The organism is Geodermatophilus sp. SYSU D01180 (assembly GCF_054050415.1).
The window spans coordinates 47,782-55,231 of record NZ_JBJGZH010000026.1 but is presented as its reverse complement, the minus strand read 5'-3'; the positions used below and the strand labels follow the sequence as shown (position 1 = coordinate 55,231).

The 7,450-nt window shown below is 76.4% G+C and carries 7 protein-coding genes; 3 read left to right on the top strand and 4 right to left on the bottom strand.

Translation table 11 applies throughout. The annotated features are described in order from the left end of the window. Positions 1-83: 83 nt before the first annotated feature. Positions 84-629, bottom strand: a complete 546-nt coding sequence (locus ACI8AA_RS19715; protein WP_457046073.1) for a bacterial proteasome activator family protein — start codon at positions 627-629, stop codon at positions 84-86. Between the two features lie 99 nt (positions 630-728). Here ACI8AA_RS19715 and ACI8AA_RS19710 point away from each other — a divergent pair, with 99 nt between their 5' ends. After that, positions 729-1,958, top strand: a complete 1,230-nt coding sequence (locus ACI8AA_RS19710) for a cysteine desulfurase-like protein (RefSeq protein WP_457046072.1) — start codon at positions 729-731, stop codon at positions 1,956-1,958. A gap of 21 nt (positions 1,959-1,979) precedes the next feature. Here the strand turns inward: ACI8AA_RS19710 and ACI8AA_RS19705 are convergent, their stop codons facing one another. Both ACI8AA_RS19705 and ACI8AA_RS19700 read right to left on the bottom strand, forming a co-directional pair. Further along, the gene (locus tag ACI8AA_RS19705) at positions 1,980-2,972 is read right to left on the bottom strand and encodes an NAD(P)H-quinone oxidoreductase (RefSeq protein ID WP_457046071.1); all 993 of its coding nucleotides are present in this window, start codon (positions 2,970-2,972) and stop codon (positions 1,980-1,982) included. 104 nt (positions 2,973-3,076) lie between these two features. After that, positions 3,077-3,754, bottom strand: coding sequence for an NAD(P)-dependent oxidoreductase (locus ACI8AA_RS19700; RefSeq protein WP_457046070.1), 678 nt, complete (start codon positions 3,752-3,754; stop codon positions 3,077-3,079). A 154-nt stretch (positions 3,755-3,908) separates the two neighbouring features. Here ACI8AA_RS19700 and ACI8AA_RS19695 point away from each other — a divergent pair, with 154 nt between their 5' ends. Both ACI8AA_RS19695 and ACI8AA_RS19690 read left to right on the top strand, forming a co-directional pair. After that, complete coding sequence (locus ACI8AA_RS19695) at positions 3,909-4,883, top strand: AraC family transcriptional regulator (protein WP_457046069.1); 975 nt, start codon at positions 3,909-3,911, stop codon at positions 4,881-4,883. A gap of 68 nt (positions 4,884-4,951) precedes the next feature. Continuing rightward, positions 4,952-5,665 (top strand): hypothetical protein, encoded by a 714-nt coding sequence (locus ACI8AA_RS19690; RefSeq protein WP_457046068.1) that lies wholly within the window; start codon positions 4,952-4,954, stop codon positions 5,663-5,665. 120 nt (positions 5,666-5,785) lie between these two features. Here the strand turns inward: ACI8AA_RS19690 and ACI8AA_RS19685 are convergent, their stop codons facing one another. Next, complete coding sequence (locus tag ACI8AA_RS19685) at positions 5,786-7,384, bottom strand: AMP-binding protein (protein ID WP_457046067.1); 1,599 nt, start codon at positions 7,382-7,384, stop codon at positions 5,786-5,788. Between the last annotated feature and the right edge of the window lie 66 nt (positions 7,385-7,450).

Genomic DNA, 7,450 nt, shown 5'->3' with positions numbered 1-7,450 from the left:
CCGCCCTCCGGGGTCAGAGAAACCCCGCCGCGGGCCGCGGGTCCGGGGGCGGCGCGCCCGCGGGGCCGGGGCCGCTGCCGCGTCTACAGGTACTGGCCGCCGCCGGGGCGCGCGTCGGGGGTGCCCTGGCCACCGGGCAGCGCCCGCCCGCGCCGGATCTCCTCCAGCTGCGCCCGGGCGGCCATCTGCTGGGCGAACAGCGCCGTCTGGATGCCCTGGAAGACGCCCTCCAGCCAGCCGACGAGCTGGGCCTGCGCGATCCGCAGCTCGGCGTCCGACGGCGTCTCGCCCTCACCGAAGGGCTGGGTGATCCGGCGCAGCTCCTCGGACAGCTCGGGCGCCAGGCCCTGCTCCAGCTCCTGGACCGACGAGGTGTGGATGTCCCGCAGCCGGGCCCGGCTGGCGTCGTCGAGGGGCGCGGCGCGGACCTCCTCGAGCAGCTGCTTGATCATCGTGCCGATCCGCATGACCTTGGCGGGCTGCTCGACCATCTCGCCGACGGTGGGCGCGCCGTCGCCGTCGCCGTCCGGGCCGCCGGTGGGCACGGGCATCGTGCCGACCGGTCGTCCGTCGGGACCCACGACGACGACCTGCTGCGGACGCTCCATGCCGTTCCCCGGTGCCGTCATGCCCCCATCCTGCCCCTCGCCGTCATCGGGTGAACGGGGGGCGGCGGGGTGCCGGGTGCGGCGGCGGTCCCGGTGCAGCGCCCAACTAGGGTCGCCCGCATGCACCCGGGGGAACCACGGCTGGACGTCGCGCGCGTCCGTGGCCTGTTCCCCGGCCTCTCCGACGGCTTCGTGCACACCGACGCCCCCGCGGGCACGCTGATGCCCGAGAGCGTCGTGCACGCCGTCTCCTCGGCGATGCGGGTGCCGGTGGCCAACCGCGGCGGGGTCTTCCCGGCCTCGGCGCGCACCGAGGCCCTGGTGGCCGGCGCGCGGTCCGCGGTCGCCGACCTGGTGGGCGGGGTGTCCACCGGTGTCGTCCTGGGCCCGAACGCCACCACGCTCGTCTACGCCGTCGCCCGGGCGCTGTCGCGCACCTGGCGCTACGGCGACGAGGTGGTGGTCAGCCGCCTCGACCACGACGCGAACATCCGGCCCTGGGTGCAGATGGCCGAGCAGGCCGGCGCGGTGGTCCGGTGGGCCGAGGTGGACATCGAGACCGGCGAGCTGCCCGCCTGGCAGTACGACGACCTCATCACCCCGCGCACCCGCCTGGTGGCGGTGACGGCGGCCAGCAACGCCATCGGCACGCGGCCCGACGTCGCCGCCATCGCCGCCCGCGCGCACGCCGTCGGGGCGCTGGTCTTCGTCGACGCCGTCCAGGCCGCGCCGCACGTGTACCTCGACAAGGCCGCCCTGGGCGCGGACTTCCTGGCCGTGTCGGCCTACACCTGGTGCGGTCCGCACGTCGGCGCGGTGGTGGCCGACCCGGCCCTGCTCGCCGAGCTCGCGCCCGACCGGCTGCTGCCCACGCCCGACCGCGTCCCCGACCGGTTCGAGACCGGCACGCCGCCGTTCGAGCTCTACGCCGGGGTCACCGCCGCCGTCGACCACCTCGCCGGCCTGTGCGACGACGCCACCGGCAGCCGCCGCGACCGGCTGCGCGCGTCCATGGCCGCCGTCGCCGCGTACGAGACCAGCCTGTTCGACTGGCTGGACCAGGCGCTGCGGGCCATGCGGCACGTGCAGGTCGTCGGCTTCCCCGAGCACACGACGCCGACGCTGTCGTTCACCGTGCCCGGCATGCGCCCGCGGCAGGTGGCCGCCGAGCTGTCCCGCCGCGGCATCTGCGCGTGGGACGGCGACTTCTACGCCCGCGAGCTGTTCGACGCGCTCGGCGTCAACGAGCTCGGCGGCGCCGTCCGGCTCGGGCTCGTGCACTACAACACCGCCGAGGAGGTCGGCTACGTGATCGACTCGGTGGCGGCGCTGCGGGGCGCGCTGCTCTAGCCGCCGTCCCCCGCGCCGTCCTCACGCGTCGGGGAGCAGCAGCACCTTGCCGATGTGCTCGCTGGCCTCGACGGCGCGGTGCGCCTCGGCCGCCCGCGACATGGGCAGCCGCCGGTCGACGATCGGCCGGACCACCCCCCGCTCGACGTCGGGCCACACCTCCGCCCGCACCGCGGCGACGATGTCGGCCTTGCCGCCCGGGCCGGCCGGCGGGCGCGAGCGCAGCGCGGTGGCCGCCACCGACGCCCGCTTCGCCAGCAGCTTCGCGATGTCCAGCTCCGCCCTCGTGCCGCCCTGCATGCCGATGACCACCAGCCGGCCGCCGACGGCGAGCGCGTCGACGTTGCGGGCCAGGTACTCCGCACCCATGTTGTCCAGCACGACGTCGACGCCGGCGCCGTCGGTCTCCTCGCGCACCCGCTCGACGAAGTCCTCGGACGTGTAGTCGATCGTCACCTCGGCGCCGAGCTCGCGGCAGAACTCGAGCTTGGCCGCGCTGCCGGCGGTGGTGAACACCCGCGCGCCGGCCCGGACGGCGAGCTGGATCGCCATCGTGCCGATCCCGCTGGACCCGCCGTGCACCAGGAAGCCCTCGCCCCGCCGCAGGCCGGCGAGCTGGAAGACGTTGGACCAGACGGTGCAGGTGACCTCGGGCAGCGCGGCCGCGGTCGCCAGCTCCACGCCGGCGGGGCGGGGGAGCAGCTGCACCGCCGGGACGGCGACCCGCTCGGCGTACCCGCCGCCGGCGAGCAGCGCGCACACCTCGTCGCCCACCGACCAGCCGGTCACGCCCTCGCCGACCTCGCTGACGATCCCGCTGCACTCCAGGCCGAGGACCTCGCTGGCGCCCCGCGGCGGCGGGTAGTGGCCGGCCCGCTGCAGCAGGTCGGCCCGGTTGACGGCGGTGGCCGCGACGTCGACGACGACCTCGCCGGGACCGGCCACCGGGTCGGGGACCTCACCCCAGCCGAGCACCTCGGGGCCGCCGGGTCCACTCGCGATCACCGCACGCATGCCCCCGACCCTAGGAGGACCCTCTCGCCCCCCACCGCTCGCGAGCTCGCGGCGGGCCCCTGCGAGAGGGCCACCCCCACGTGCCACCTCTCGCGAGCCGGCTCTCAGGCGCTCCGGACGGGCACCACGGGCGCCGTGGCGCCGGAGACGGTGACGCAGCGCCCGTCCCCGGGCCCGGCGACCAGGTCGGCGAGCACCCCGCCCAGCGCCCGCCGGGAGACGTGCATCCCCTCGGTGTCCCCGGTCGGCGAGGTCGCGGCCGGCTCGTCGCCGTCGGTGAGGTACACCGGCTGGACGATCGTCCAGTCCAGGCCGCTGTCCCGGACGACCCGCTCCTGCCGCTCGTGGTCGGCGATCTGCGGCCGCAGCAGGAGGGTGAACACCAGCCGGGCCGACAGCGGCAGCCGCTCGCGCGTCTCCCCGACGCCGTAGGAGGACTGGGCGACCAGCCGCGGCACCCCGTGCTCCCGCATCGCGGCGACCACCGCGGCCGTCCCCTGCGAGCGGACGTCCAGCGGGGTGCCGCGGCTGCCCAGCAGGCGCACCCGCAGCGGGGACTCGCTGATGCCGAGGGTCACCACCACGGCGTCCTGCCCGCGGACCGCCCGCGCCACGTCCCCGGGCGTCGTCGCGTCGCCGTCCACGGCCCGGACGCCGGGACGTCCCGCGTACGCGGCCGACGCCCGCCGGGCGAACGCGGTCACCTCCTGCCCCTGCGCGACCAGCGCCTCCACGGCCGCCCGCCCGGACCCACCCGTCGCACCCACCACCAGAACGCGCACGTCCCTGCTCCTCCCGGTCCCGCCGGCGCCCGTCGCCGGTCGCCCTCGACACTGGCGGGAGTGGCGGCCGGAGCCCATGACCGCGCGTCCGCGGTCGGTGCCCGTTCGTCCGGCGGGCCTGGACGCCCGGTGCGGGCGTCAGCAGGCTGGGACCGTGCACGCGGATGCCGGGACCGCCGGGGACCACACCCGGCCCTGGGCGCCGGTCGACCCCCTCGGCGGCGTCCTGGCCGACCTCCGCATCCGCGGCACCTTCTACTGCCGGGCGGAGGCGACCGCGCCGTGGGGCCTGGAGATGCCCGCCCTCGCCGGGTGCATGAGCTTCCACGCCGTCACCCGGGGCAGCTGCCTGCTCGAGGTCGACGGCGAGCGGCACGAGCTCGGCGTCGGGGACCTCGCCCTGGTCCCGCACGGCCGCGGGCACCTGCTGCGCAGCGGCCCCGGGGCGCCGGTCGCCGGGCGCGCCGACCTGCTGCCCCAGCGGTACCTGGGCGACCACTACTCCGTCCTGCGGCTCGACGGCGGCGGCTCCCCGGCGGCGATGGTGTGCGGGGTGGTCGAGCCCGACCGGCCGGGCGCCGCCCACCTGCTCGGCCTGCTCCCGCCGGTCCTGGTGGTCGACGGGTCGGACCCGGCCCGGGCCGGCTGGCTGCCGCTGCTGCTGCGGGTCCTCGCCGACGAGGCCGCGGTGGACCGGCCCGGCGCCGAGGCGGTGATCACCCGGCTCGCCGACGTGGTGGTCGTCCAGGCCGTCCGGGCGTGGCTGGACACCGCGGCCACGGGCCCGGGGTGGCTCCGGGCCCTCCGCGACCCCCAGGTGGGGCGGGCCGTGGCGTCGCTGCACCGCGAGCCCGGCTCGGCCTGGACCCTGACCCGGCTGGCGCGGGAGGCCCGCATGTCGCGCTCGTCGTTCGCCGCCCGGTTCACCGAGCTGGCCGGGGAGCCGGTGATGCACTACCTGGCCCGCTGGCGCATGCACCTGGCCACGGTCGCCCTGGGGCGGGGGGCGCGGGTCGGGGACCTGGCCGGGGACCTGGGCTACGAGTCGGAGGCGGCGTTCTCGCGCGCCTACAAGCGGATCGTCGGCGTCCCGCCGACCGCGGCCGGGGCGGCCGCGCGCCGCTCCTGAGACGCCTCGAGGCGCCGTCCAAGCAGGCCGCAAGCCCGTTGCAGGGACCGGGCGGCACCGTCCCCGGCATGACCACGACGAGCACCCCGACGACGACGTCCCCCGCCCCCGTCCGCCGCGCGCCCGCCCGCCGCGGCCCGGTCCGCTCCCTGGGTGACCACGCGCTGCTGCACCAGGCGCTGCGCTCGGGCACCCGGGTCGTGGCCGGGGCGCTGACCGGCATCGCCTTCGACGAGCCCTGCTGCCCCGAGCGGCAGCGCGAGCTGGTCCGCTGGACGAGCGGCGTGCTGGCCGAGGTCCGGGCGCACGCGGTGCTGCGCCGGCGGCTGGAGGCCGCGGTGTCCCGCGTCGTGCTGCCCGGCGGGGGCCCGGACCTGCGCCGCCCCGGTGGCGACGCCGTCCTCGACGAGGCGCTCACGCGGGCCGTCCTGGCGCTGCCGCTGTTCGCGCGGAACGCCAGCGCCGGCGCCCCCGCCCTGGCCGTCGCGCTCACCGACCTCGCCGACCTGGTCGCCGCCCGGCTGGACGCCGAGGAGGCCGGCGTGCTGCCGCTGGTCGACGAGCACGTGTCCGCCGCCGAGCGCCACCGCGCCGAGCGGTCCGCCCGCCGCGGCCTGCCGGCCGCCCAGGCGCTGTTCACGCTGCCGTGGCTGCTGGACGCCTGCCACCCCGCCGAGCGGGTGACGGTGCTCGAGACCGCGTCCCGCCCGGCCCGGCTGGTCCTGCGGTTCGCCGGTGCCCGCCACGCGCGCACCCGCGACGCCGTCCTCGGCACGCCCTGAGAAAGGACCCCCCTGCCCCCCGCCACTCGCAGGCTCGCGGCGGGACCCTGCAGGCGGGCCGTCGGGGAACGACAGCGGGCCGGCTCCCCGGGAGGGGAACCGGCCCGCTGGTGAGGACCGTCAGGCGCGGGCCTTGAGGTCCTTGCGCAGGATCTTGCCGGCCGCGGACTTGGGCACCTGCTCGATGAACTCCACCGCACGGATCTTCTTGTGCGGGGCGAGCCGGCTGCCGGCGTAGTCCATGACGTCCTGCTCGGAGATCTCCGCGCCGGGCGCCTTGACGACGAACGCCTTGGGCAGCTCCTCGCCGCTCTCCTCGTCCTTGACGCCGATGACGGCGGCGTCGGCGATCGCCGGGTTGCCGAGCAGCACGGCCTCGAGCTCGGCCGGGGCCACCTGGTAGCCCTTGTACTTGATCAGCTCCTTGACCCGGTCGACGACGGTGTAGCAGCCGTCCTCGTCGACGATCGCGACGTCGCCGGTGTGCAGCCAGCCCTCCTCGTCGAGGGTGTCGGCGGTCGCCGTCGGGTTGTTGAGGTAGCCCTTCATGACCTGCGGGCCGCGGACCCACAGCTCCCCGCGCTCGCCGGGGGCGGCGTCCGTGCCGGTCTCCGGGTCGACCAGGCGGCACTCGGTGTTGGGCAGCGCCAGGCCGACCGAGCCCTTGGGCACCTCGGTGACGCCCTCGGGCAGCCGGTCGGCGTCCGGGGTGGTGTGCGAGACCGGCGACAGCTCGGTCATGCCGTAGCCCTGCGCGACGACGACGCCGTCGGCGGCGCCCTTGCGCAGCCGGTCCTGGGCGGCCTGGGCCAGCGCCTCGTCCAGCGGCGCGGCGCCGGAGGTGATGCTGCGCAGCGAGGACAGGTCGAACTGGTCGACCATCGGGTGCTTGGCCAGCGCCAGCACGATGGGCGGCGCGACGAACGCGCGGGTGATCCGCTGGTCCTGGATCGTGCGCAGGAACTGCTCGAGGTCGAACCGCGGCAGGGTGACCACGGTGCCGCCCCACTGGAGGCCCTGGTTCATCAGCACGGTCAGGCCGTAGATGTGGAAGAACGGCAGGACGGCGATGATCCGCTCGTCGCCCTCGACCAGCGCCACCAGCGGGCGGGACTGGCTGACGTTGGCCACCAGGTTGCGGTGGGTGAGCATGACGCCCTTGGGCAGGCCCGTGGTGCCGCTGGAGTAGGGCAGCGTGACCAGGTCGTTCGCCGGGTCGATGTCCACCTCGACCGACGGGGCGTCGCTGGTGATGAGGTCCAGCAGCGAGGCGTGGCCCTCGGCGCCGTCCATGACGATGACCTCGTCGACCGGCGTCTGCTCGGTGGCCTCGAGCGCCCGGTCGAGGAACGGCGAGACGGTGACGAGCACCTTCGCGCCGGAGTCCTTGAGCTGGTAGGCGACCTCGTGGGCGGTGTAGAGCGAGTTGATCGGGCTCATCACCAGGCCGGCGCGGGCGATGCCGTGGAAGACGACCGGGTACCACATGGTGTTGGGGCACAGCACCGCGACGACGTCGCCCTTGCGCAGGCCGCGGGCGGCGAGGGCGGCCGCGACCCGGTCCACGTAGGTCGCCAGCTGGCCGTGGGTGATCGAGTCACCGGTCAGCCCGTCGACCAGGGCGGGTGCGTCCGGACGCGACGCCCCGCCGGCGAGGACGAACTCGGGGACCGACTGGTCGGGGATCTCGACGTCGGGGTAACGACTGGCCAGAGCCACGGTGCTCCTCCTCAGGGGTGCGTAGTGGCGCCAGTCTCACACCCCGGGTGTGTCGCGCGACACGCG